This window comes from Pirellulales bacterium, from assembly GCA_036267355.1.
Taxonomy (GTDB): Bacteria; Planctomycetota; Planctomycetia; order Pirellulales; family DATAWG01; genus DATAWG01.
In genome coordinates this window covers 1-24,219 of sequence record DATAWG010000067.1, presented here as the reverse complement: position 1 = coordinate 24,219, position 24,219 = coordinate 1, and the positions used below count along the sequence as shown (strand labels likewise).

The 24,219-nt window shown below is 60.9% G+C and carries 18 protein-coding genes; 4 read left to right on the top strand and 14 right to left on the bottom strand.

Annotation, left to right across the window (positions count from 1 at the left end; all coding sequences use genetic code 11):
- The 5 genes from VHX65_10440 to VHX65_10420 all read right to left on the bottom strand — a co-directional run.
- Positions 1-582, bottom strand: a 582-nt coding sequence (locus VHX65_10440; protein HEX3998959.1) for a transporter substrate-binding protein, incomplete at its 3' end; no start/stop codon positions are given.
- A 279-nt stretch (positions 583-861) separates the two neighbouring features.
- A complete protein-coding gene (locus VHX65_10435) occupies positions 862-1,305 on the bottom strand; it encodes a response regulator (protein ID HEX3998958.1) in 444 nt (147 codons plus the stop codon).
- Entirely contained in the window at positions 1,298-3,445 is a 2,148-nt protein-coding gene (locus VHX65_10430; protein ID HEX3998957.1) for a PAS domain S-box protein, read from the bottom strand. Before VHX65_10430 ends, VHX65_10435 begins: the two co-directional genes overlap by 8 nt.
- A 183-nt stretch (positions 3,446-3,628) precedes the next feature.
- Positions 3,629-4,735: a 3-dehydroquinate synthase gene (aroB, locus tag VHX65_10425; protein HEX3998956.1), complete on the bottom strand. Its 1,107-nt coding sequence runs from the start codon at positions 4,733-4,735 to the stop codon at positions 3,629-3,631.
- A gap of 146 nt (positions 4,736-4,881) precedes the next feature.
- Positions 4,882-5,109, bottom strand: a complete 228-nt coding sequence (locus VHX65_10420; protein HEX3998955.1) for a hypothetical protein — start codon at positions 5,107-5,109, stop codon at positions 4,882-4,884.
- Between the two features lie 230 nt (positions 5,110-5,339).
- Between VHX65_10420 and VHX65_10415 the strand changes: the two genes are divergently transcribed.
- Entirely contained in the window at positions 5,340-6,581 is a 1,242-nt protein-coding gene (locus VHX65_10415; GenBank protein ID HEX3998954.1) for a CaiB/BaiF CoA-transferase family protein, read from the top strand.
- An 85-nt stretch (positions 6,582-6,666) separates the two neighbouring features.
- Here the strand turns inward: VHX65_10415 and VHX65_10410 are convergent, their stop codons facing one another.
- Positions 6,667-8,421, bottom strand: a complete 1,755-nt coding sequence (locus VHX65_10410; protein HEX3998953.1) for a hypothetical protein — start codon at positions 8,419-8,421, stop codon at positions 6,667-6,669.
- Positions 8,422-8,762: 341 nt separating this feature from the next.
- Positions 8,763-9,491, bottom strand: coding sequence for a dethiobiotin synthase (gene bioD / locus VHX65_10405; protein ID HEX3998952.1), 729 nt, complete (start codon positions 9,489-9,491; stop codon positions 8,763-8,765).
- 159 nt (positions 9,492-9,650) lie between these two features.
- On the opposite strand from bioD, the gene VHX65_10400 reads away from it, so the two are divergent.
- Positions 9,651-10,538, top strand: coding sequence for a carbon-nitrogen hydrolase (locus VHX65_10400; GenBank protein HEX3998951.1), 888 nt, complete (start codon positions 9,651-9,653; stop codon positions 10,536-10,538).
- A 369-nt stretch (positions 10,539-10,907) separates the two neighbouring features.
- Here VHX65_10400 and VHX65_10395 read toward each other — a convergent pair whose 3' ends face one another.
- From VHX65_10395 to VHX65_10375, 5 genes are all read right to left on the bottom strand, one after another.
- Entirely contained in the window at positions 10,908-13,172 is a 2,265-nt protein-coding gene (locus VHX65_10395) for an alpha-amylase/4-alpha-glucanotransferase domain-containing protein (protein HEX3998950.1), read from the bottom strand.
- 233 nt (positions 13,173-13,405) lie between these two features.
- Entirely contained in the window at positions 13,406-14,455 is a 1,050-nt protein-coding gene (gene galT, locus VHX65_10390; GenBank protein HEX3998949.1) for a galactose-1-phosphate uridylyltransferase, read from the bottom strand.
- Between the two features lie 247 nt (positions 14,456-14,702).
- Positions 14,703-15,212: a sterol desaturase family protein gene (locus tag VHX65_10385; GenBank protein ID HEX3998948.1), complete on the bottom strand. Its 510-nt coding sequence runs from the start codon at positions 15,210-15,212 to the stop codon at positions 14,703-14,705.
- Positions 15,213-15,382: 170 nt separating this feature from the next.
- Positions 15,383-17,584 (bottom strand): glycoside hydrolase family 57 protein, encoded by a 2,202-nt coding sequence (locus VHX65_10380; GenBank protein HEX3998947.1) that lies wholly within the window; start codon positions 17,582-17,584, stop codon positions 15,383-15,385.
- Between the two features lie 165 nt (positions 17,585-17,749).
- Entirely contained in the window at positions 17,750-19,333 is a 1,584-nt protein-coding gene (locus VHX65_10375) for a glycogen/starch synthase (protein HEX3998946.1), read from the bottom strand.
- A gap of 541 nt (positions 19,334-19,874) precedes the next feature.
- On the opposite strand from VHX65_10375, the gene VHX65_10370 reads away from it, so the two are divergent.
- Complete coding sequence (locus VHX65_10370; protein HEX3998945.1) at positions 19,875-20,159, top strand: hypothetical protein; 285 nt, start codon at positions 19,875-19,877, stop codon at positions 20,157-20,159.
- Between the two features lie 595 nt (positions 20,160-20,754).
- The gene (locus VHX65_10365; GenBank protein ID HEX3998944.1) at positions 20,755-22,383 is read left to right on the top strand and encodes a CTP synthase; all 1,629 of its coding nucleotides are present in this window, start codon (positions 20,755-20,757) and stop codon (positions 22,381-22,383) included.
- 28 nt (positions 22,384-22,411) lie between these two features.
- Here the strand turns inward: VHX65_10365 and VHX65_10360 are convergent, their stop codons facing one another.
- Both VHX65_10360 and VHX65_10355 read right to left on the bottom strand, forming a co-directional pair.
- The gene (locus VHX65_10360) at positions 22,412-22,612 is read right to left on the bottom strand and encodes a VCBS repeat-containing protein (GenBank protein HEX3998943.1); all 201 of its coding nucleotides are present in this window, start codon (positions 22,610-22,612) and stop codon (positions 22,412-22,414) included.
- A gap of 118 nt (positions 22,613-22,730) precedes the next feature.
- The gene (locus tag VHX65_10355; GenBank protein ID HEX3998942.1) at positions 22,731-23,441 is read right to left on the bottom strand and encodes a platelet-activating factor acetylhydrolase IB subunit; all 711 of its coding nucleotides are present in this window, start codon (positions 23,439-23,441) and stop codon (positions 22,731-22,733) included.
- Positions 23,442-24,219: the final 778 nt, after the last annotated feature.

The following is a 24,219-nucleotide window of genomic DNA, read 5'->3' as shown; positions in this document are numbered from 1 at the left end:
ATAGAACAAAAGCTGGTTGTATTCCTCGAACACCGGCAGAACCGACTTGCGGCTCACCGAGGTCCAGCAACCGAACGTGGCGACCACTTTGTCGACGGTGATCAATTCCTTGGCCTTTTCGGCAAACAAGTCCCAGTTGCTAGCGGGGTCGACGACGACCGGCACTACTTTCTTGCCCAGCACGCCGCCGGCGTCATTGATTTCTTCGATCGCCATCAATTCAACGTCGCGGAGCGACGTTTCCGAGATGGCCATCGTCCCGGATAGCGAGTGCAAGATCCCGACCTTGACCGTATCGTCGGCCTTGGCATGGCCGGCAACTGCCAACATACCCGCCATGGCGGCAACGGCCACCACACTCCACACGGATCGCAATCGCGTCATTATGACCCCCTTTGGCCGCGGCACGTCCGTCACCATGCCTTCTGCCGGCGTGGGGTTGGATCGTCGCTCGTTTGGATCGGCCGATTCGGAAAGAAGCAACACATGCGGAAATGGCGAACCTGTAGCACTGCTCGGCAGCGCCGTAGAACACGACGATTGCGAACCTGCGATCACCGCCATTGGTTCGGTCGGATTCATCCGACCCGCACGTGTCGACGCCGAGGCAGCAAAGCCGGTGCCGCGATTGGCTGCGGAAGGCCGCACGGCGACGAAAGGCTTTATGCCATAATGAGTTGCAAATCATCCTGAATGGGCGGGAACACGTTTAGTATCCCTGCCGTCCCGCGAGTTAGGCGACCCCTGCTGCACAAATAGGCAACCGGTATTTCTAGGCAAAACAGCCGCGCCCGCCTGTTCGGCTCCCTGCAAGATCCCGTCGAATACGGCGCAACGAGGTTGCAAGCGTGGGCGTTCGACTTACTTACCTGGGCGATAGTTTAGAAGGAGCCAATACAGGCCGACTTGGCGGATTGCTTCGTCGAATTGCTGGAAGTCGACCGGCTTGACGATGTAGCTGTTTACACCGAATTGATACGCCTCGGCGATATCGCGATCTTCGCTCGACGAAGTGAGCACGACGATCGGAATCGTCCGCGTGCGCGGGTCGGACTTGATCGCCCGGAGCACCTCCAGGCCGCTGAGCTTGGGGAGCTTGAGATCCAGCAGCACCAGGCCCGGCTTCAAATCGATCGAACGGTTGGCGTGTGGGCCGGTGCAGAGCAAATAGTCGAGCGCCTCGGCGCCGTCGCGCACGACTTCGATCCGCACCGTGACAAGATGCTTGTTCAGCGTACGCAACGTGAGTTCGACATCGTCGGGACTGTCTTCGACGAGAAGGATGTCAACCGGAGTGTCAGCCACTGGGCGTGTCTCCCGAGAGTGTGAAATAAAATGTCGTGCCTTGTTCCAGAACCGATTCCGCCCAAATGCGGCCGCCATGGCGAACGACGATGCGCTGCACGATTGCCAGGCCGACGCCCGTCCCTTCATAATCCTCGACGCGGTGCAATCGCTGAAAGACGCGAAATAGCTTATCGGCGTAGCGCATATCGAATCCGACGCCGTTGTCGCGGACGAAGAAGGTCGGCTGCCCTTCGCCGTTCGAGCTGCCGATTTCGATGCGGGCGGCGGTTCGCGAGCGCGTGAACTTGATCGCGTTGGAGAGCAGATTGACGAACACCTGCCGCAGTAAATTGTAATCTGCCCTGCACGGGGGCAACTGGCCAAGGTCGAGGGCGACGTTGCGCCCCTTGCGTTCGGCTTCCAACACGTCGAACACTTCGCGAGCCAAGGCGGCCGGATCGACCAGCGAGCGGGTGAGCGTTTGCCGGTTCAATCGCGAAAAAGCCAGCAGATCGTCGATCAAAGACCCCATCCGCTCGGCATTTTTTTGGATCAAGCCGAGATAGCGTCGCGACCCGTCTTCCAAGCGCGCGCCGAAATCCTCTTCGAGAATCTTGGCGAAACCGTTCATCGCCCGCAGCGGCGCACGCAGGTCGTGCGAAACGCTATAGCTGAAGGCTTCGAGTTCTTCATTGGCCGCGGCGAGCTGGCTCGTTCGTTCGGCGACGCGGCGTTCCAATTGTTCGTTGAGCTTTTGCGTCTCGAGTTCGGCCCGCTTGCGCTCGGTGATGTCGACGACGGCGCCGATCACGAGCAATCCCTCGCCGGTTTGGATCGGCGTGAGGCCGATTTCGACCGGGAATTCGCTGCCATCCTTGCGACGGCCCTGCAGATCGCGGCCCTTGCCCATCGCCCGCGCGGCCGGCGCGGCAAAGAATGCGTCGCGCAGCCGCGGATGACTCCGCTGAAACGCTTCCGGCACCAGCAGTTCCACCGATTGTCCCACCAATTCCGTGTGCTCGTAGCCGAAAAGCCTTTCCATTTGCGAATTGACGAGCACGATATGGCCGTCGCGATTGATCATCACGAAGCCGTTGGGGGCCGATTCCGCGGCCACGCGAAATCGCTCATCTTCAGCTCGCTTGCGCTCCGAGATGTCGCGAAACACGACCACGCCGCCGCACGGATTATCGTGATCGTCGAGCAATGGGCGGCCGCTCATCCGCAGCCAGGCGCCTTTGAGTCGCGCTGAATTGCGGACGAGAATTTCCACGTCGTCGACGCTTTCTCCGCGGATCGCCCGCGCCAAGGGCAGGCGTTCGCTCGGAAAGAGCGTTTCTTGATCCGGCTGGTAAAATCCATACCGTTCGGACCAATCCGGCACGGCGGCGTCGACCATGCCGAGCCCGAGTGTTTGCTCGGCGGCCGGGTTGAAGATCGTCAACTGGCCGGCCAGATCGGCCACCACGACGCCGTCGCTCATGCAATTCAAGATCGATTCGAGCAGCCGTTTCTGATCCAATAGCGTGCGCTCGGCTTGTGTGCGCTCGCGCACTTCGCCGATGAGCAAATATCCCGAGCCGCCCACGAGCACGAGCGCGAGCAAGGTGCCGAGCGTGGCGAAGAGCATCGTCCGTTGGGTATTCGCCGTTTGGCTTTCCAATCGTCGGTCCATCAGCCGCCGTTCTTCGTCGCGCAAATCCCGCGTGCGTTGGCGGATGCCGTTGTTCTGCAGCATGACGGAATTGGAGAGATCGCGTTGCCTTTCCGGCGTGGCCGTCTTGATCGAGTCAACCGTTTCAATGAATCGCTTGATGAGCGGATCGAGCTCGGCAATCCGCTGCACCTGGGGCGGGTTGTCGACCACCATATCGCGCAACTGCATTTGCAGCCCAGTCTCGCCGGCAAACGATTGCTCGATCAACTTCCAATCGTCTTGCGAGCCGGTCATCAAGTAGTCGCGCGATTCGCGCTCGGCGTCGTTGAGCTTGGTCGACAGGTTGCTCAGCCTCACGAGCACGTCGTTGCTGTGTGCGACCATCCGGCCCGCATTCAGCGACGATTCGATCGTGCGGAGCAGCCAAAATCCCAGCAGCAATTCCAGCAGTAGCGCCGCGCCCAAGCCGATCACGCTGCGTTGTATGACCGTAAGCTTCATTGCGCATCCGAACCACGGTTTGCTGTAATGTGATTCCAAAAGCGTAAATTTTTCGGATCGGGCCTCATGCCCACTGCCGCGAGTGGCCATGCGCAGCGGCGAATCGCATCGCCGAAACATGTCCAGGCAAAGCCGCGGGCATGGCGCCCAGTCTGTCCCAAATCGACCGAGCCAAATCGCACTTCAATCGCGGAGAGCGCTGCGCACATCGTCGGGCGAAACGCCGCCTACCAGTTCGACCTTCCCAAGCCGCTCCGGAAGCACGAATCGCAGTTGCCCATGCTCGCTTTTCTTGTCGCGCGCCATGGCAGCCAGCAGCAATTCGGCATCCGAGTCGGGCGTCTCGACTGGCAGGCCGAGCGCCATCAACAGCTCGCGCTGCCGGCCGACAAATCGGTCGTCCACGCGCCCAAGCCGCCGGGCCAATCGAGCGGCGCACATCATGCCGATCGACACGGCTTCACCATGCAGCCAGCGGCCATAGCCGCTCGTGGTTTCGAGGGCATGGGCGAACGTATGGCCATAATTCAAAACGGCGCGGTTCAACTCGGGCCGCCCGCAGCCGGTTTCCCGTTCATCGGCTTCAACCACGTCGGCCTTGAGCCGGCAGCAGCGCGCGACCACCCGCGCCAGCATGTCCGACTGCCGCGCCGAAATCGCGGCCGCGTTGGTTTCCAGTTCGCCGAAAAAATCGGCGTCGAGAATGACGCCGTATTTGACGACCTCGGCCAATCCGGACACATACTCGCGCCGCGGGAGCGTCGCCAGCGTATCGATGTCGATCAGCACGCCGATCGGTTGCCAAAAAGCTCCGACCATGTTTTTGGCGTCGGGCAGGTTGATCCCCACCTTCCCGCCGACCGAGCTGTCGACCTGGGCCAACAGCGTCGTCGGAATTTGCAGCAGACCGAGGCCGCGGGCGTAGGTGGCGGCCACGAATCCTGCCAGATCGCCGACGACTCCGCCCCCGAGAGCGACGACAACCGTTTTCCGGTCGGCGCCGAGCTCGAGCAGTTCGCGCCACAGATAGTCGGCAACCACGGTGCTTTTTGCTTGCTCGCCGGGATCGACGACAATCGTGTTGACCCGCATCCCGGAACCGGCGAGACAATCGGCAACGGTTTGGCCGTGAAGTCGCTCGACATGGGCGTCGGTAATCAGCGCGACATGCGTCGCCGACGCGACTTTGCGCAAAATGAGGCCCGCTTCGGCAAGCGTGCCGGCGCCGATGGCGATCGAATAGGCACGTTCGGCCAGTGCGACGCGAATCGTTTGGATCGGTGGCGGCATTATCGGAGGGCGGATCGCGAATGGGTGTGCAGGTTTTATAATGACATTTCGCGTTCGCGCCCATCCATCGATCAGGCTTTCCAGCCTGAATGCGTCGCCGAGCGTCGTTCGTTCAGCGATTCCATCGATGGATCGCGGACGCCGGTCTATGCCGATGCGACGCGATCGAGATCTTCAGTCGTCACAGTGATTTGCCGGCAGAAACCAGTATGTTGCCGAATGTAGTCCAATTGGGCCGCCTGCTGGGGTTCGGAGTGCAAAAGCGCTTCGACGCGCTGCCGCTCGAACAATGACCAGTCGTCGTATTCGTCCGGCCAAATGGTGACATGCTCGACAACCAATGCCTCGCGATAAGGATCAAACTCGTTGGCCATGCAGGCTCCCTACGGTGAATCGATTCCACGGCTCCAGCCAAGTGGTGCGGCCGGATCGGCCGGCAGCAAAGGGGCGAGTGCGTGGCGACTTTCGGCTGGGCAACACCATAATGGCTCAGCGAATCTTCGTTGCCGCGGCACCCACGTCAAATCGTCGCCTATAAACCCGAGCTATCCTCGCGCTTGGCGATTGCCAGTATACTGGCGCTCGGCAACAAGGAAAACGGTGGATGATGGCGCAAGCGGCGAACCTGCTGAACGGCATTCGGGTATTGGACTTTTCACGAGTTCTGGCCGGACCGTTTTGTTGTCAGCTTCTTGCCGACCTGGGGGCCGAAGTGGTCAAGATCGAGCGTCCCGGCACGGGAGACGACACACGGCAATGGGGGCCGCCGTTTCTCGGCGACGGTGGCCCCAGCGCTTACTACCTCTCGTGCAATCGAGGCAAGCGCTCGTTGGCCCTCGATCTGGCGAGGGCCGAATCCCGCGGCGTGCTCGATGATCTGCTGCAAGCCGCCGACGTCGTGGTCGAAAACTTTCTCCCGGCGGCGCTCGTCAAACTCGGATTGGAGCCAGCCCGGCTTGCAGCGTTGAACCCGGAATTGGTGCGCGTTTCGATCTCCGGCTACGGCCGAACCGGTCCGGCGGCCGACGCGCCGGGATACGATCTCACGGTGCAGGCGGGGGTGGGCCTGATGTCGATCACCGGGCCGCCGGAAGGGCCGCCAATGAAAGTCGGCGTCGCGATTACCGATATTCTGAGCGGCCTGTACGCGGCCGTCGCCGCGCTGAGCGGCCTACTGGCACGCGACCGAACGTCGTCAGCGACCACACCGCCGAGCGATGCGAAACTCGGTTCGTTCGATATCGCATTGGCCGATTGCACGCTTGCGGCGCTCGTGAATGTCGTGCAGGGAGTGCTGGTGAACGGCCAGCGCCCGAGGCGCTGGGGCAACGCCCACCCTCAGATCGTGCCCTACGAAGCATTTGCAACGGCCGACGGCTTTTTGGTTTTGGCGATCGGGAACGACGGGCAATGGCGGCGTTTTTGCGCAGCGGCCGAATGCAATTCTCTGGCGGCCGGTCCGAGCTTTGGCAGCAATCCATCGCGCGTCGAGCATCGCGACGAGCTGATTCCGCTCTTGGCAGACCTCATGCGCAGCAAAACCAATGCGGAATGGCTGAAGCTGTGCGATGCGGCCGATGTGCCCTGCTCGGCGGTGCTGGCGATCGACGAGGCGATGCACACGCCGCAAATCGCGGCCCGCGAAATGATTCAGCAGCTCGCTGACGAACGCGGCCGGCAATTCGCCACCGTGGCATCACCCATTCACTACGACGGCCGGCCGCTCTGTTCTCCGCAAGCGCCGCCGGCCATCGGCGAGCATACCGACGAAGTGCTTCGGGAGTGGCTGGCATACGACGAGAAGCGCATCGGTGCGTTGGAGCTTGCGGGCGTGGTAAGCCGATAAAAGCCGGACTATCTTGCCGTCGGCGGCAGCGTCGATCCATGCCGCTGCATCCGGCGGAGGCTAAGATCAGGAGCGACTCCGGGCGTCAGGCCGAGTCTTCTTTTAGCCCGAGGCGGGTTAGCCAGCGGCCGCGTGTTGGTTGCTTGGCGGTGCTTGTGGGATCAGCGGCGTCGTCCGCATGGTGCTGGGCGCGGACCGAATCGTAGGCCGACACTTTTTCTTCGATTTCGACCTTTTGACGGGCAATGCGCGCCCGTTCGATCGAGATATCGATTTCTGCCTGACGCAGCTTTTCGCGCCATTCCTCTTGAAGCAGGCGAAGTTTTTCTCGCTCTTGCTGGATCAATTCATCTTGATTGAACGATTCGGCGATCGCCGCGGCGCCGACTGCGACGGCGCCGATATTGCTGCTCTGCTGCGACAACAGCATCCGCAGCTCGGTAATTTCGCGGTCTTTGCTCGACACGATTTCGTCGGTGATTTGAATCGTGCTTTCCACGGTCAGAAGTTGCTCGGCCTCGACCGGGCCATTGTCGGATTCAAGCGATTCGAGCATGCGGCGCTTCGTCGCTTCCCAGTCCAACACAGCGTCTTCCTGGGGGCGCCGCCACGCATTGTCGCCGCCTGCGGCACGAACCGACATCAATTGCTCTTCCAATTCGGAGTTGCGGCGCTTCAAATCGCGCACATCGGCAACAGCCATTTCGAACCGCCGTTGCGAGTCTTCCAGCCGCTGCAAATCGAGCTGCGAAAGCTGGTGCTCGGCCTCGGCCACGCGGGCAATCAGCGCATCGCGTTCGGTTGCCCAACCGGCCGGCGGCGCGGAATCGCTCGACGGTTGCGGGCTGCGGCGGAGATTCTGGTATTCTTGCTCGAGCAGTTGGTATTTGTGTTGCAATTCGCCATGCCGCTGTTCGGAAACCTCGGCCGATTCGCGCAGCCGTTCGTGCGATTGCCGCAGGTCATCGACGGTTTGCGATAATTCGGAAGCGGTGGCCGTGGCCGCGGCTGAGGTATGGCGGGCATCGGCGAGCGATTCGTTTAGCTGCCGTAGTTGTTCATCGGGCACGGCGGCGGCCGATGGCTTCTGGTTGGAAAGCGCGCTTTCGCGGGCGTCGAGCAATTCGCGTGCGGCATGGAATTCGGCCGACTTGCCCTCCATATCGGCCGCCACGGTTTCCAGCCTGGCGGCTTCGCTATCGAGTTCGGCGGCGCGCGCATCGAGCGTGGATTTCTGCCGCTGAACGTCGTGCTGGTGCTGTCGACGCAGCGATTCGAGTTCGTCGCGCTTTTGCCGAAGTTCGGCGATTGCTTGATCGGCGCCTCTCTGCTGCTGGCTGCGCAATTGTTCGATCGTGCGGCGCAGCTCGCCGACCTCATGCTGTTGCGAATCGCGCTCGGCTTTGAGCTCCTGCGCAATTCGCCTTCGCTGGTCTTTTGTCTGCTCGCGGCGAACTTCGAGCTGCTCGGATTCACGGGAAAGCCGTTCTTCAAGCTGCTTGCACCGGCCACGGCTGCGGGCCAGCTCTTCGGCCTCGCGCTGCAGGTCGGCCTGCGCTTGGACGAGCGATTGCCGGACATCGGCGGCTTCGATCCTGGCCGCTTCGATATCCTCGCTCTTGCGCGCCAGGTCGTGCTGCTGCCGGCGGAATTCGGCAATCAGGGTTTCGTGTTCGCGGAGGCGGTCGGCGAGCGATTGATCGCGACGGGCGAAATCGTATTGCAAGGCCTCGGCGTCGGCCGCCAAACCATCGGCCGCGGATCGCAAGAGCGCGTCGACCTGCGACGCCAGATTCGTTTCGATATCTTCCAGCCGCGCGGTTTGGGCGGCGAGAAGCAATTGCGCGCGAGAACGAGGTTGCGCGGTGCGGAGGCCGGATGCGCACCTGCCGAGCGCGGAGTCAGCCTGAAGTTCATGCTCTTCCATGTTCGCCCGTGGACGGGAAGCAGTGGCTGCAATAACGGCGGAAATCTCCGTCCAACGAAGAACAGAACGCCCGCGGGCCGAACGGCCCTGGGCGCGGTGTCGCAAGCCTATCGCACCCCGTGAATCTCCAAAACCTACGTCATGGCGGAGTGGGAGGCAAATCGGAAGAGCCTGATGGCTCGAGGCTACAGACGACAGGACGCGAGAATCCGGCGGCGTGTGGCGCCGCACGAACTTCCACCTCCGCAGATTCGCTACGATCGCGACAAGCCGAACCAATCCACGGGCCGATCGAATCGTTCCGCTCCGTAATCGACTTCGGCCAACAGCGGCGGAACACAGCGGCGGGCAATCTCGTCCGCATTTGACTCGATGCTGGGATCGGGCTCTGCCATGCCGGCCGATCCGCCTTCAACGCGCTTGCCTGGCGGCCACGGCCGATTCAATACAATCCCCGCGATCGGCAAGCCGCGGCGAAATGTCGCAGCCGTAATCAGGGTTTGAAGGGTTTGGTTGATCACGCCCAGGATATTTCGCGCCACGACAATTAGCGGATACCGCAACTCATACGCCAGATCGGCCACATAATCCTCGTCCGACAGTGGCGACATCAGACCGCCCACGCCTTCGACGATGACGATGTCGGACCGCTCAAGCCAATATTCGAGCCCGCCACGAAGCTGTTGCCGATCGACCCGTGCGCCTTCCGCTCGAGCCGCGAGATGCGGCGCCAACGGCGCTGCGAATCGTTGCGGGCAAACACGCTCGAGCTCGCCGGGGCGTCCGGCCGCCTCCCACAGTTGGACCGCATCATCGGCGCGCAACCGATCGCCGTCGCGCGGGCAGCCGCTGGCGACCGGCTTGTAAACGCCGACCCGCCGACCCTCGGCAGCCAGAGCGCGTGCCACGAGCGATCCGACGTAGGTCTTTCCGACGCCTGTGTCCGTTCCCGTGATGAATAATCCGCCGACCGATTCGCGCATGGTGTCGCATAGAGTACCATCGCAATGGCATGTAGTGGAACCCGAGCAGCTCGTGGCCCGGAAGTCCCTCGCTGACGCCTCGGGCTGGTATGCTTCACGCTAGCCCGAAGCGTCAGCGAGGGACGCCGAACCGAAGCCGATTTTCGTCGAATGCCGAATATGCCTTCCAATCCGCGGTTGTCGAACGAGCGCGTGACCATTGCGCTGGTGCAGATGCGGTGCGGCGAAGTGAAGCAAGCGAACGTCGACAAGGCGCTCTCGCGCATCGCCGAGGCCGCCGCGGCCGGGGCCAATGTCGTTTGCTTGCAAGAGTTGTTCGCCGGCCGGTATCCATGCCAGACCGAAGACCATCGGCGGTTCGCCGAAGCGGAACCTTTGCCCGGGCCGACGAGCGAAGCGCTCGCGGCGGCGGCGGAGACGCACGGAGTCGTGATCGTCGGATCGCTGTTCGAGCGGCGAGCGGCCGGCTTGTATCACAATACGGCGGTCGTGCTGGATGCCGACGGTTCCCTGGCGGGAACCTATCGCAAGATGCACATTCCCGACGATCCGAACTATTACGAGAAATTTTATTTCACGCCGGGCGATCTCGGGTTTCGAAGCGTGCCGACGCGGTTTGGGCCCATCGGGCCATTGGTATGTTGGGACCAATGGTATCCCGAGGCGGCGCGGCTCGTGGCTTTGGCCGGCGCCCAGATTTTGTTTTATCCGACGGCGATCGGCTGGTTGCACGCCGAGAAGGCGGAATTCGGCGCGAGCCAACATGCTGCGTGGGAAACGATGATGCGCAGCCACGCGATTGCCAATGGAGTGTTCGTGGCGGCGACGAATCGCACCGACGTCGAAGACGGCATCGAATTTTGGGGGGCGTCGTTCGTTTGCGATCCGAATGGCAACATCTTGGCCCGAGCGGCCCACGATGCCGAAGAAACGCTGCTCGTCGAATGCGATCTATCGCAAATCGACGTGGTGCGCACCCACTGGCCGTTCCTGCGCGACCGGCGGATCGATGCGTATGGCGGGCTTGGTAAGAGATTCTTGGATTGAAGATGATTTCAGAATTCGTGTGCGTGCGCCGCTGGCTTTGCCAGTGCTTTCGTCGCCGACGGTGAATGTCACACTGGCACTGGCCGGAGCCGGTGGCACCCGGCAAACGTAGCAGGCATTCTCCGAATGCCGTCGGCGCAACAAGACGCGATCCATGCCGGAATTAGGTTGCACGCCGATTGGCCGTGGCGACCCGATTTATGTGGCGGACGGCACACGGAGTGTGCCTGCTACGTAGCAGGCATTCTCCGAATGCCGTCGGCGCGGGAAGACGCGATCCAAGTCGAAAAGAGTTTGCACGCCGATTGGCCGTGGCGACCCGATTTGCGTGGCGGACGGCACACGGAGTGTGCCTGCTACCGTTCGCAATCAGCCGTGCACGGCGACGGCGGGCGCTTCGATGCGGCGGTTTTCAGCTAGCGATGTGTCGAGGGCCAACTGGAACGTTACGCTCCATCGGCCATCGGCATCGCCTTGAACGTGCCAATGCGGTTGTACGACCACCGATTGGTGCACCAATTCAAAACCCCCTTCCGACTGGCTGACCGTTTCGATCGGGTAGGTCCAAATCGAGGTCGGGCGCGAGAAGGCCAAATCGGCGTCGAGGCCGAGCCATTGGTCCGTCAGGCCGAGGCCGGCGCTTTCGGTCATGTCGAGCCGGGCGCCGAGCTGGCCCAGATGATGGTTGGCCAGCGCGCCGCCGGCGTGGAAATAACGATCGTCGGCCCCGGATGGCATTCCGGCGAAATTGAATTCGATCGAAAAGTGGATGGCACGATCGCGCGGCAAGCCTTCGAGCAAGTAGGCGAATTCCAGCGTGTTGCTGCCGGCTTGCAGCGTGACGCCCTTGGTGATCTTGATGGGGATTCCCCAGGCGTTGCCGGAGCGCGTGAGCAGGACTTGGATTCGGCCGGGATTTCGCCGCAACTTGGCTTCGAACGGCAGGCCCAAAAAGTCGCCGCGCTCCTGCGCTTCGCCGCGAGCTACGGCGTCGAGCGAGATGTTGTCGTCGTACCAATGGTCGAGCAAGCTCTTGCGAAGGTATGAATCGTATTGCAGATGGTTTTCCAGCCCGGCCTGCTTGAATTTCACGGGCGAATTCGCATCGATCACGCTGCCGCCGGCGCCCGCGGGGCCGGCCTTTACGAGGCGATGATAGGCCTCCGGCCGGCGGCTGAGCGTGGCCAGCAGGTTGTGGCAAATCGAGCGAATGTCGAGTTCGTAAATTTGCCCGCCGCGGCTGGGAGCGATCCAGGCGATGAGTTTGTCGCCGGCCAATTGCACTTCCGGCCGGCCGTCGAAATCGTAATCGTCGCCGGCCGCTTCGACCCAACCGGCTGCGGCATTTCTATGGCCTGCCGCGCCGTTGGAGCCCGCGATCCGGTTTGTCGTCGTCGCGCCGCTAGAGGTAGAATCGCTTTGCAGCCGCCCCGCGGCCTGGTCGAGCAGATTGTCGGCAGCGATCAGATGGTTGTAGATCGCATTGCGAAGATGCGGCAGATACACGCCGCCGAAGGCGCCGTGCCAATAGGGGCAATTGCACTGGCCGCGATGAAGCTCGGTGCGGGCCGAGCGGAGCGCATCTTCGTCGATCCCGGCGTCGGCCATGTCTTGCAGCCGGCGGCTGACGGCCATCATGCGGCAATACATTTCGTTGGTTTCGGGATAGCGCACCTTGAAATTGCGCCAAAAACCGCCGCGAACGAAGCGGGCAATTTTCGGCCAACGCGGATCGGGCTCCAGCTCCTTGCGAGCGTCTTCGTAGGCGGCCAATTGCTGCGGCGGCAACACCCACTCGGTCATCTCGCGGTAGCTGCCTTCGGGCAGATACACCTTGCCCACCGGTGGCACATGATCGATCACCTCCGACGGCGTCGTGATGCGAATCCAGTCTTGATTCGCCGCCAACAGTTCGAAAAATTGGCGCAACCAACCGCGATCGAAAACATTCAGCTTCGTCTCCGGCCAGACGCCGAATTTCTCGCCGTCGTCGGCAAACACGGCCACCGCGCCGGGGTGCCGCTCCGCAAGGCCGCGCAAATAGTCGATCGATTCATGCACGTCGGCAAACGGAATGACGTAGCGAAGCCGTTCGCTGCCCGGAAAGACGCGGAGCACGTGCCCTTCGTCTTCGGTGAGGAAATAGCCGGTGAGCTCTTCGGAATCGAGCCCGGCGTTTTTAAAGTGCGAATCGTCGAGAATCGTGTATTCGATTCCCGCGGCCACGAGATCGCTGGCCATGCTCTGCTCCCAAACGCGCTCGGGAATCCACATCCCGCGCACGTCGGCCCCCAAACGATCCTTCAACCAACTGGTAAACGAGCGGATTTGGCCGATGCGATCGCGCGACGGAATCATCGCCAAAATCGGTTCGTAGAATGCGCCGCCGATGATCTCGATCCGGCCGGTTGCCACATGGCCCGCCAAGCGGTCGAGATACTCGGGATGATGATTGTCGAGCCATTCAACCAGCGGCCCGCTCGTGTGCAACGCGATCCGAAGATGCGGAAACTGTTCGAACAAATCGAGAAACAGCCGGTAGCTGTCTTCATAGGCTTGTTCGAACACTCCATCGAAATTGCCGATCGGCTGATGATCGTGCAACGCGAAGATGAACTGGATCGGTTGTGGCATGGGGAGGAGAGGTTGGGGACGCGGTGGGGAATGGAGCCGTCGCGGCGGTTCAAGGGGGTCAGGCACATTTTTCGGCCGCGGCGCCGCACGCCGTTGGAAACGGCTATGCGGCCGAAAAACGAGCCAGACCCCGCGGGTTCAAGGGGGGTCGGGCACATTTTTCGGCCGCGGCGTTGCACAAGAGCCAAATCGCCAACGGCCGAAAAATGAGCCAGACCCCTCGGAGTGTTACTTTATGCAGATTGCCCAGAGCCCGTTATAGGAATTGTCGGTGTTTGTGGTGTGCGATCTTCGATATCTCTTAGAAACGCGGCCGCTTCTTCCGGCGGGACGGGATTGATGTAAAAACCGGTGCCCCATTCGAAGCCGGCCGTGTTCGTCAAACGCGGAATAATCTCTATATGCCAGTGATAGTGGCCTAGCTCGTGGCTGTCAAAGGGGGCCGTGTGAAGAACGTAGTTGTAAGCAGGGCGATCGACGGCCGCTTCGATGCGCGCGATCACTTGTCGCACAACACGTGCCAAATCGTCGACGCCGCTCTTCTGAATGTTCTCGTAATGACTCGAATGCTGCTTGGGCAAAATCCACGTTTCGAAAGGAAATCGGCTGGCAAACGGGGCGATGGCGACAAAGCCGGGCGAATCGAGCACGATCCGCTCCTCGGCCGCTAGCTCTTGATGGATCATGTCGCAAAACACGCAGCGGCCGCGGTAATGGAAGAAAGTTTCCGAGCCGGCCATCTCCTCGCGGACCGTGATCGGCACAATCGGAGTGACGATCAGTTGGCTATGCGTGTGCTCGAGCGATGCGCCCGCCGCGGGACCGACATTCTTGAAGATCAACCCATACACCAGGCGGCGATCTTTTTTCAAATCCGCGAGCCGATCGCGATAGACCCAAAACACCTCGCGCAACTGTTTGTCGCTCAGATCGGACGTGCTCAGCACATGGTTGGGCGATTCGATGATGACTTCGTGGGCGCCGACGCCGCGCATCATGTCGTAAATCCCGTCGCCGCGCTTTTGCAGATCTCCTTCGATTTCGAGCGCGGGAAATTTATTCGGCACGACGCGCACGCGCCAGCCCCGGCCATTGCTCGCCGAGCCGGAATTGCGATAGGCGAGAATCTCGCCGGGGGTCGCGTGCTCGCTTCCTTCGCAGAAGGGGCAGAACCGGCCCGGATTCACTTGCGGCTGGCTGACGAAATCGTGCGGCCGCTTGGCCCGCCCCTTGGCCACGATCACCCATCGCCCGACGATCGGATCTTTTCGCAAATCAGGCATGGGGCGGAAGGCTCGAGGCTACGGGCTTGAGGAAGTCGGTGTGCGACCTTATAGAAATTGGTCGTGCCGCCCTTCGCACCGATCTTCTCCGCCAAGAGAAGTGAGAAGCGGCTGTCCTTGCCAGTCGTGGGATTTCTGTTTCCATTCACAGCGGTTCGACGCGTGAAACCGCAAGCGAGCTTCGTCGCCGCGTTTGAGTTGGCGGCTCGCTTGCGGTTTTGCGCGTCGCCTGCTCGATCCGACCCGATCACCACCAGCGCACGTCGAGCAGGCTGCGTTTCTTTTGTTCAGGGTCGAGTCCTTCGCGCCATTTCGCCGCTTCGACCGGCTTGTAGGTTCGAAACACACGATCCCAGATATCCAGGGCCATGCCGAAATTGTAGTGCCACATGTTCAATTTGTGATGCACGTAATGGTTCGGCATCCGCATCCAAAAACATTTGAGCGGATTCTCGTGCTGCAATTGGTGCGAATAGGCCGAGAAAAAAGCGAAGGCGTTCGTGCCCAGAAACCAGCCGATTCCGGCGGGCAGCGACACCAAAAACATCGGGAACATCAGCGGAAACAGCGGCTTGATGTAGTCCCAATACTCCAGCAGCACGCCTTGGCCGACCCCGGTCGCATGATGATTGCGGTGCACGCCGCCGATCGCCCGCCACTGGTGCAAAATCCGATGGCCCCAATACTCGATAAAGCTGCCGAAAACCAATCCGCCCACAAAAAACCAAAAGCCGGTCAGAAAGGATGGTGTGATCATGGGATAGGATGGGGAGTTATTCTTTCCGCGATCGAAGTTCTAACCACCGAGTCACAGAGGCTTGAGTCAGAGGATCTTGCTCGTCCATTCCGATGCTTCCGCTTCTCGGTATTCTCGGCGACTCTGTGGTTTGCCCGTTCCCCGTCCGTGGATAATTGGTCCGGCCCCGCTCATACTTGCCACATCAGCAGTTCGTAGTCGGGGGAGGGAACGACGGTTTCAATACTCCCTTCGTGCGGCAGCCGCTCCATCGGCTGTTCTTGCTGCATCAACTCCACGTACAAGTGTACCGCATCGTCCTGGGCCGCCGCCAGACTCTTCCACGGGATCGCGATCTCGACGACCGCATCCGCCGCGATCTGCACGCCGGGCCGGCCGATCGGCACGTCGTAGCGATACAAATGCGCGATCGGCTCCAGCCGCCATGGATGCAGCACAAGCAGTTCGTAACCCGCCGGCCGGCTGAACGCCACGCGCAGCGAATCGATGTCGGTCCATTGCCCGCGCACCGGGCCGCCGCGGGCATCGAGCCGCAGGAACAGGTTGTCGGCATCGAATCCGAAGTAAAGGCCTTCCGAGCGCGTGGCGGTGCCGATGCTCATCGCTCCGCGACCGTGCGTCGGCGCATAGAAGCCGGCGTTCAGCCACTCGAAATAACTCACGCGTCCGTCGATCTTCACGTTCAGCAGCCCGCTGGGCTCGCTATACATTCGCGGCTGCACGGCGTTTCCACGGATCGGCCTTAGCAATTCGGTCGGAACCGGATCGCCGAGAATCGTGTAAACATTTTGCAAATGCTTGCGAAATAGATGGTCGAACAAATCTTGCTGGGCGCTATGGTGGCTATCGCCGAACCACCAGAACCAATCGCTCCCCTCGGCGATAAACAACTCGCGGCGGGCTTGGGCAAGCTGGTCGGCCGATTTCGTTCCGCCGGCTCCCTGCGGAACAGACGCGAGATGCTCGCGCGTCTCAAACAGCAGGTCCCAGGCCCGATTGCATTCCGAATGGCCGAGCCAGATGCCGAAATTGTGTTGAATCCAACTGCCGGCGAAGAGCGTGCCGATCTTGTCGGTCGCCGGGTGCTGCCGCACGTAGTCGCCGACGGTCGTGGGCGTGATTCGCGGATGCTCGACGACGCGGCGATAGAGCGTTCGCAAGAAATCGACTCCGCTGCGCGGATAGTATTCCCAACAGTTTTCGCCGTCGAGAATGATGCTCACCAGCGTCGGCCGTTTGCCGGCGTTGCCGGTGGTCGCGCGGCCGATTCCTTCCAGCTTGCCCAGCAGATCGTCGACGGCATGCTGCGCCGACATGCGCTGACAGTGAAATCCGATCTGGTCGCTCATCGCATGATCGCGAAACACCATCTGCACGCTGCGCCCCTTCTCCTCGACACGCCAAGGGCGATAGAGCATTTCGGGATTGCGCAGAAATCCCTGCCCGTCGCGCGAAACCCAGCCGTCCGTCGAGCAAGAAAGAATTTCTTCGTCGGTGGCGATCCATTCGATGCCGGCGGCGGCAATGGCCGGAATGATGGCCTGCGCGACCGATCCTTCCGAGGGCCACATCCCGCGCGGCGCAGCGCCGAACACGCGGGCATGGAAATCGACGGCCCGGCGAATCTGCTCCGCGGCATCTTCCGGATAGCCTTCGAGATGTTGCGGCAACGACACTTCCGGCATCGCTTGCCGCGCCAGCCGTTTATCCCAAAGCAGCGGCAAAATCGGATGGTAAAACGGAGTCGTGGATAATTCGATTTGCCCCGATTCGGCCAGCTCCTTGTGCAACGGAATCACTTGCCGCAGCAAATCCAACTGCTTGTCGATCAGCAACTGTTTTTCTTTTTCGCTCCAGTGCTGGCCCTTGGCCAATAGATCGTTCAAATCGGGATCGAGCTCGAAAGCCAGCGGATGAATCCAGGCCAGGTTCGACCAGCATTGCAGATCGATGATGTCGCGGCTCGAGAATCGCTTTGCCGCCCGCTCGGGCGGGTCGATGCCCAAGCCACGCTTTTCGTACAGTTCGTTGTAGCGCGGGAATGGGCGAATGTTGTGGTCCGGATGGACCATGAAGAAGTTGTCGAGCAGATAGTGCATGTCTTCGGCCGACAGGCCATCGGCCGGCAATCGCGACACGCGCAAATGCGTGTCTTCGTGTCCTTCGTCGTATTTCTGCAGTTGCACGATCAGGCTCGGAACGAGATTGATCGTGGCGTGGAATTCGGGAATCTCGCGCAATAGCTGCGCCATCCCCCAATAGTCTTTCGACGCATGCAGCCGAACCCACGGCATCGGGTTCTCGCCCGTCACGTCGTCGGGATAATACGGCTGATGTTGGTGCCAGAGGATGGCGAGATGGATGTCGTGCATGAGCGGGGCGAGGGGCTAGGGACGAGGGGGCTAGGGGCCGGGGGGGCTAGGGGCCGGGGGTCGGGGGCCAGATAACCAAGTGCCACGCGCGAAACCGCAAGCGAGCTTCCAATTCCAAACGGTTCTTTGAGGCCGCTGGCGGTTTCGCGCGTTCCGCTGCGGCTGCTACACCGTCGATGGCCGAATTTCTTTGCCGCTGGCTTCCTTGCTTACCGCGGGGACCTGGGCTCGGGCAATCGTGGTTGCGTAGAGATCGGCGTATTGCTTGGCGCTCTTGGTCCACGACCAATCTTCCGTCATGCCGTTGGTCATCAGGCGCAGCCAAGCCTCGGGGCGGGCATGGTAGGCCAGGGCGCGCTTAAGCGTCGACGACAGGCCGTGCGATGTCGGCTCGTAGAAGGTGAATCCGTTCGCACTACCGGCGGCAAGTGTCTCCTCGGTCGTGTCGACGATCGTGTCAGCCAATCCACCCGTTACACGCACGACCGGCACCGTGCCATACTTCAAGCTATACATCTGGCTCAAACCGCACGGCTCGAATCGGCTCGGCATCAAGAACAAGTCGGCCGCCGCTTCGATCCGATGCGCGAGCGGATCGGAAAACTGGAACTTCGCGGCAACCTTCTGCGGAAATCGCTGGGCCAAGAGGGCGAGTTGCTCCTGCACTTTCGCGTCGCCGGTGCCCAACACCACCCATTGGGCCCGGCTGGTGAGCACCCATTCCTGCATGACCTGAGCGATCAGGTCGACTCCCTTTTGCTCGACCATTCGACCCACGAAGGCCAGCAGCGGCACATTCGGATCGGGCGCAAGATTCAGCTCGGCTTGCAGCGCCGCCTTATTGGCCGCCTTGCCCTCGCGGACATTGTCAGGACCATATTTCGCCGGCAAATGCACGTCGGTCGCGGGATCCCATTGGTGATAATCGACGCCGTTCAAGATGCCCGACAAGGCCGCTCGCCGATGTTGCAACACCCCTTCCAACCCGCAGCCGAGCGGAGCGCTTTGAATTTCCTCCGCGTAGCGCGGGCTGACCGTGTTGATCGCATCCGCGAACACCAAGCCGGTTTTCAGCAAATTCAGATTGCCGAAAAACTCCATTTGCCGCCAGTTGAAGTATTTCCAATCCAAGCCGGTCAAAAGCATGTCCCAATGCCAGAATGTGCCTTGATACGACAGGTTGTGGATCGTCAGCAGCGACGCGATTTTTTCATAGCCGGGCTTCGAGCGATATTCGATCTTCAAATAGGCCGGAATCAGGCCGGTTTGCCAATCGTGAACGTGCAGCAGGTCCACGCCGAGATTCAAATGGCTGATTACGTCGAGCACCGCGCGGGAGAAGAACACGAAGCGTTCGCAGTTGTCGCGATAATCGGCCAGGCCCGGCCCGTAGAGTTGATCGCGGTCGAAATATTGTGCCTGCTCGACGAAATAGACCGGCACGCCCGCGGCGGCGGTGGCCGATGGAGCGGAATTGTTGCTCGAAGTGTGGCCGTGCTTTTCTTCGATGGGCAGAAAGCTACGTAGCAGCCGGCCGCTTACCGTCTTTTGGCCGACACGAATTTCCAACGGCAATCCGACCGGTTCGATCGGCAGTCCGGCTTGAAACACTTGACGGTAGGCCGGCATGATCAGCGTGGACTGGTGGCCCAACCGGGCCAATTCCAGCGGTAGGGCGCCGCACACGTCGGCCAATCCGCCGGTTTTGGCGAAAGGAACGGCCTCGCTCGTTGCCAGCAGAATCTTCACGGATGCTTGCTCCTTGTCGCCGCTTAAGGTAACAAAAATCGCCCGAAATTCAATCCACCCGCGGAATTGCGCCCGTCCTGCATCACACGACGAAGCCCGCCGATCGCTCCGACCAAGGATAGTTCGCCGCTTGGCGCGCAGCATCGCCGCAAAACCAATTCTACGTCGGCTTTGACAACGCCGGCGAGCGGTCGAGTGTCGCGATTTTGATGAAGCTGCCTGCACCGCGGCGTCGGTCGACGGCGATCGCTTGGTGCGCGGCGCCGGACACTCGAAGCAGTCGTTGCCGAAGCCGTTCGCGACCAAGATATCGCGTTGCTTTTGGTTTTATGCCTATATTTCCGTTCGAAAACTGCTAAAATCGGGAGAACCTGAACGGGCCGAGGCTTGTCGTCAAGATAGGCGATGCGGCGATAAGCCCCTGTTGCCCACATGCGCTCCAAAGGATGGAGTGTCGGCGGGTGCGGTTGGTCGATTGTGTTTGGTTTACCGCGATTCCGCCTCTGATGGGTGCCCCATGATTCGAAACCGGGAGACGCATATGACTCCTTCGGAACGGTCGATTCTGGCCTGCTTTCGCCGCTACCAGGCGGGCCCGGATAAAATGCTCTTCCTCAACCCGGCCGATTGCAAAATGCACCCGGGCCCGTTTCGAAACGCCATGATGTCGCTGATCCGGCAATCCCTAGTGGTGAAGGAGCGCCCGAAAGCCGCCTATTCGCTCACCCGCGATGGCTACGATATTTCGGTTTTGATCGTGCCGGCCGAAGCGGTTCTCCGCGCCGCGCCGGTTCTTCGTACCGCGTCAGCCCGGGCCGGACGTTGAAACGATCTTGCTGAACCGTCAAACTCTTCTGCGCCGATCGCGTGCCACTTGCTCTGCCCATCGGTCTGATCGCAATGTGCAAGCACACCAGGCTGTGTGCCACTGGCCAGCGAAGTCGGCCTGTGTGAGCGCCGCCAGACTCTGCAATCCCTATCCAATGGCGCCGTTGTCGAATTGTAGTCGGGTCAGCTCTTGCAGAGCCTCAACGTCAAATCGCCGGCCGGCACTGGCCGGCTGCGCTGGCCACTGGCACAACGGCAAAGCCCATCGGCCATATCAAAATGCGCAAGCACTCGAATAAACCCCCGCGAGAGGCGTGCTCGCGGCGCCAGCGTGCGGTACGGCCTCACTAAAAAGAAGATCGGCTCGTCGGATCCCGCCGATTGTTGAAAGATCGCTCACCCCCAAGCGCGACGATGCGGCGGTCATTGCCCATCATTTTGGCTGTGGCCTGAGAACCTGTTTGCTCGCCGCGCCCGAACAAGATCGGCCTGATCCAACGTCGGATTGACGATTTTGCTCGATCCGGTTCCAATGATGCTAGCAATACTTTCCTCCGTTGAATCGACGCCCTTTCATCCCATTCATTGGCTCCATGACCCGACATATCTTCGTGACCGGCGGTGTGGTGAGTTCGCTCGGAAAAGGGCTGACCAGCGCTTCGATCGGCATGCTGCTGGAGGCCCGCGGGCTGTCGGTCCGCATGCAGAAATTCGATCCGTATATCAATGTCGATCCGGGCACGATGAGCCCCTATCAGCACGGCGAGGTGTACGTGCTCGACGACGGCAGCGAAACCGATCTCGATCTGGGTCACTATGAACGGTTCACCCACGGCCCGCTCACCCGCGATTCGAACTACACGACCGGACAAATTTATCTGTCGGTGATCAACAAAGAGCGGCGCGGCGAATTCCTCGGCAAGACCGTGCAGGTGATCCCGCATATCACCGACGAAATCAAAGCCGCCGTGCGCAAGCTGCGCGATGAAACGGTCGATGTCGTGATCACCGAAATCGGCGGCACGGTCGGGGATATCGAAAGCCAGCCGTTTTTGGAAGCCATCCGCCAGTTTTCGCTCGATGTCGGCAAGGAAAACTGTCTTTACATCCATCTCACGCTCGTGCCCTATCTCAAGGCGGCCGGCGAACTGAAGACAAAGCCGACCCAACATTCCGTCGGCCTGTTGCGGCAAATCGGTATTCAGCCCGATGTGCTCATTTGCCGTACCGAGCGGCCATTGAGCCGCGAAGATCGGGAAAAAATCGCGCTATTTTGCAATGTGCCCACCGCCGCGGTCATCGAAGAGCGCGACAAAGATTTTTCGATCTACGAAGTGCCGCTCAGCCTTGTCGACAATCAGCTCGACGAATTGATCGTGCGCCGGCTCAGCTTGGCAGGCGGCGCGCCGGAGCTCGACGATTGGCGCGATCTGCTCCATCGGCTCCGCAATCCGCAACACGAGATTTCGATCGCCGTCGTCGGAAAATACGCGGGCCACCGCGACGCCTATAAGTCGATCTACGAATCGCTCGACCACGCCGGCATTGCCCATCAGGTGCAGGTCGGAATCCACAGCATCCAAAGCGAATCGATCGAGCAGCAAGGGGCCGAGCGGCTCCTGGCCGGTTTCGATGGCATTCTGGTGCCGGGCGGATTCGGCGAGCGCGGCATCCAAGGCAAAGTCGAAGCGATCCGCTTTGCCCGCGAACGCGGCATCCCGTTTTTCGGCATCTGCTTGGGAATGCAATGCGCCGTGATCGAATTTGGCCGAAATGTCGTCGGGCTCGCCGGGGCGCATTCCACCGAGTTCAGCAAAGACACGCCCCATCCGGTGATTTGCTTATTGGACGAACAAAAATCGATCACCGACAAAGGAGGCACGATGCGGCTCGGAGCCCAGCACGCCCGGCTCAATCCAATGAGCCGATCCCGCGGCTGCTACCGCCGCGATCAGATCTCCGAACGGCATCGCCATCGCTACGAATTCAACAACGTCTATCGGCAGCGTTTCGAAGCCCATGGCATGGCCGTCGCGGCGACGAACCTCGACAATTCCCTCGTGGAGATCATCGAATTGCCGGAGCACCCTTGGTTTGTAGCCGTGCAGTTTCACCCGGAATTCAAATCGAAGCCGACGGCCGCCCACCCGCTGTTCGCCGGCTTCATCGGCGCCGCCGTCGAACACCGCGCGACCGGGCAATGGGCAACAGAAAACGCATAAGGCTCGAGGATGCGCCGGCAGGGCCCGGCTAATTCCTCGGCCGTCGATCGGTGGAACTGCCAACGACGCGGTTCCAATAGATTGCGAGATTATGCGTCGCTCGGCCGGCGGCGATGATGTCGGGCTGGCCGTCGCCGTCGAAATCGGCGATTTTCAGGTCTTCGCACGCCATCTGGGTGGCGTCGAGCCAGTGCGTCTGCCATTTCGTGCCCTCGTCGTCGAGCGGCACATATAGCTTGATGCCGCCGGGATCTCGTTCGCCGCAGATGGATCGTCAGCCCGAACGATTCCCGATCATAGGCCGACGAGCAGCGTTGCCAACAAGACGGCGCGCTTCATGCATCGCGTCATTTCATCATTTCTTTCACGGTTGGGTTGATTGCTTCGGCCCAGATTTCGTAGCCTTTGGCGTTCGGATGCAACGAATCGGGCATGATGCTCTTCGGAAGCGTGCCGTCCGGCTCCAAGAATTTGTTGCCGATGTCGAGATACTTGATCGTCTTGCCGTCGTCGTCGAGCTTGGCGATTTCCGAATTGATGTGTTTGATGCGGGCCCGGGCTTTGTCGTCGGCCTTCATCGAGCGGGGGAAGATGCCGAGCAAAAGCAGCTTTGTTTCCGGCGATTTCGTGTGCAACTCTTCGATGATAGCCTTGATGCCGTCGACGATTTCCTCGTCGGTGTTCGAGCCGAGATTATTGGTGCCGATCATTAGCACGGCCAATTTTGGCTTGATGCCGTCGAGCTCGCCGTTTTGCAAACGCCACAGGACGTGTTGCGTGCGGTCGCCGCCGATGCCGAAATTGGCGGCCTTGAGCGGTTCGTAATTCTTCGCCCAAACCTCTTTGCCCCGCCCGCGCCAGCCGTCGGTGATCGAATCGCCGAGGAACAGCAAATCGACCCCACCCTTCTTGGCGATTTCGACAAATCCTTCGTGCCGCTTCACCCAGCCCGGATCGCGCGGAGCGGGCTTCGCGGCCGTGTTGGGCCTCGCGTTATCGGCTCGAGCGGGAACGGCAAACAGCAATGCGAACATCGTCGTCATCAGCAGGCGTTTCATGGATCATCCTTCGGAGTGGGATTACAGAGTGTGCGAGCTTGAAAACCGGCAGGTCCTGGCTGGTGCAAATCTAATCGCACGCCGCACGAGAAGCAAGAATCACCCCCCAACGATCAAAAACGACGCGAATGCAAACCAGAGCGGATCGATCCCGGCCGCAAGGCCGCACCCAACGTAGCAGGCACACTCCGTGTGCCGTCCGCCCCGCTCTGTGCGCAACCCGCCGCGAAGCGCAGACGGCACACGGAATGTGCCTGCTACGTTGACGCCTTCATTCGAAATTCATCGTCGCCCGCACCGCGGTCAGCGCCATGGCATTGCCGGGAAAATATCGCCGTCGAAATCGAAGCGGCGTAGCGCGCGGCCGCAAGGCCGCACCCAACGTAGCAGGCACACTCCGTGTGCCGTCTGCCCCGCTCTGTGCGCAACCCGCCGCGGAGCGCCGACGGCACACGGAGTGTGCCTGCTACGTTGGCGCCTTATTCGAAATTCATCGTTCGCCGCAATTTTCTGTTGGAATTCGAGCCACGCTTTGTGGCATGCTACTCGCAGACGACTCGGCTCGAGGCACTTGAGACGGACGACGCGGGAGAAGGCTACAGGCGACAGGCTACAGGCTACAGGCTACAGACTACAGGACGAAGCATGTCCGCCTCCGGCGGACGTGCCCTGCTTACCTGAAGCCTGTAGCCTCTTCCGCACCACGCGGCGCCGGCGGCTGGTTCTTGTCCAATGGCGCTGCTAGTCCGTCTTGCTGTACAACGGTCGATCTGCTTGC